This window comes from Porphyromonas sp. C0041D3 (genome assembly GCF_056590575.1).
Genome location: NZ_JBWPWJ010000018.1, coordinates 1 through 1,017, shown reverse-complemented (window position 1 = coordinate 1,017; position 1,017 = coordinate 1). Strand labels below are relative to the sequence as shown.

Annotated in this window: 1 tRNA gene and 1 rRNA gene; both read left to right on the top strand. The window is 54.7% G+C overall.

The annotated features are described in order from the left end of the window. Positions 1-660 (top strand): 16S ribosomal RNA (locus AC1EKE_RS08165); the annotation flags it as partial. Between the two features lie 281 nt (positions 661-941). Beyond that, positions 942-1,015: transfer RNA gene (locus AC1EKE_RS08160), tRNA-Ile, on the top strand. The last annotated feature ends 2 nt before the right edge of the window (positions 1,016-1,017 follow it).

Below are 1,017 nucleotides of genomic sequence, written 5' to 3'. Positions count from 1 at the left end.
CCACCTGGGGAGTACGCCGGCAACGGTGAAACTCAAAGGAATTGACGGGGGCCCGCACAAGCGGAGGAACATGTGGTTTAATTCGATGATACGCGAGGAACCTTACCCGGGATTGAAATGTATGTGCACCTCTTGGGAAACCGAGAGGGTTCTCTTCGGAGACACATATGTAGGTGCTGCATGGTTGTCGTCAGCTCGTGCCGTGAGGTGTCGGCTTAAGTGCCATAACGAGCGCAACCCTTATCGTCAGTTACTAACAGGTAATGCTGAGGACTCTGGCGAGACTGCCGTCGTAAGGCGAGAGGAAGGTGGGGATGACGTCAAATCAGCACGGCCCTTACATCCGGGGCGACACACGTGTTACAATGGTAGGGACAGAGAGTAGCCACTCGGTGACGAGGAGCGGATCTTGAAACCCTATCTCAGTTCGGATCGGAGTCTGCAACTCGACTCCGTGAAGCCGGATTCGCTAGTAATCGCGCATCAGCCATGGCGCGGTGAATACGTTCCCGGGCCTTGTACACACCGCCCGTCAAGCCATGGAAGTTGGGGGTACCTGAAGTGCGTGACCGCAAGGAGCGTCCGAGGGTAAATCCAGTGACTGGGGCTAAGTCGTAACAAGGTAGCCGTACCGGAAGGTGCGGCTGGAACACCTCCTTTCTGGAGCCTTCGACCTCGATCCGAGACGCTAAGTCAGTGGGGCGAGTAGTGGAGGAGCTGCACGAAGCGCATGGTGCTCAGTAAGTAGCTAGTTTCGATAAGCGGTGACGTGTACGTCAAGAGACTTTACACACAGTTTTGCACGGAGCAATTCAGTCCCCTTGTCTTATTTTTTTTCTCATATATACCCTTTCCACGAGACTGATAGTCAGGAGTACCGGGACTCTCTCAGGTGAGAGAGCGAGGGGAAAGGCGTAGGACGTCGAGGAGAGTGGTAAGCCAGGCTCATAGCTCAGTTGGTTAGAGCGCTACACTGATAATGTAGAGGTCGGCAGTTCAACTCTGCCTGGGCCTACG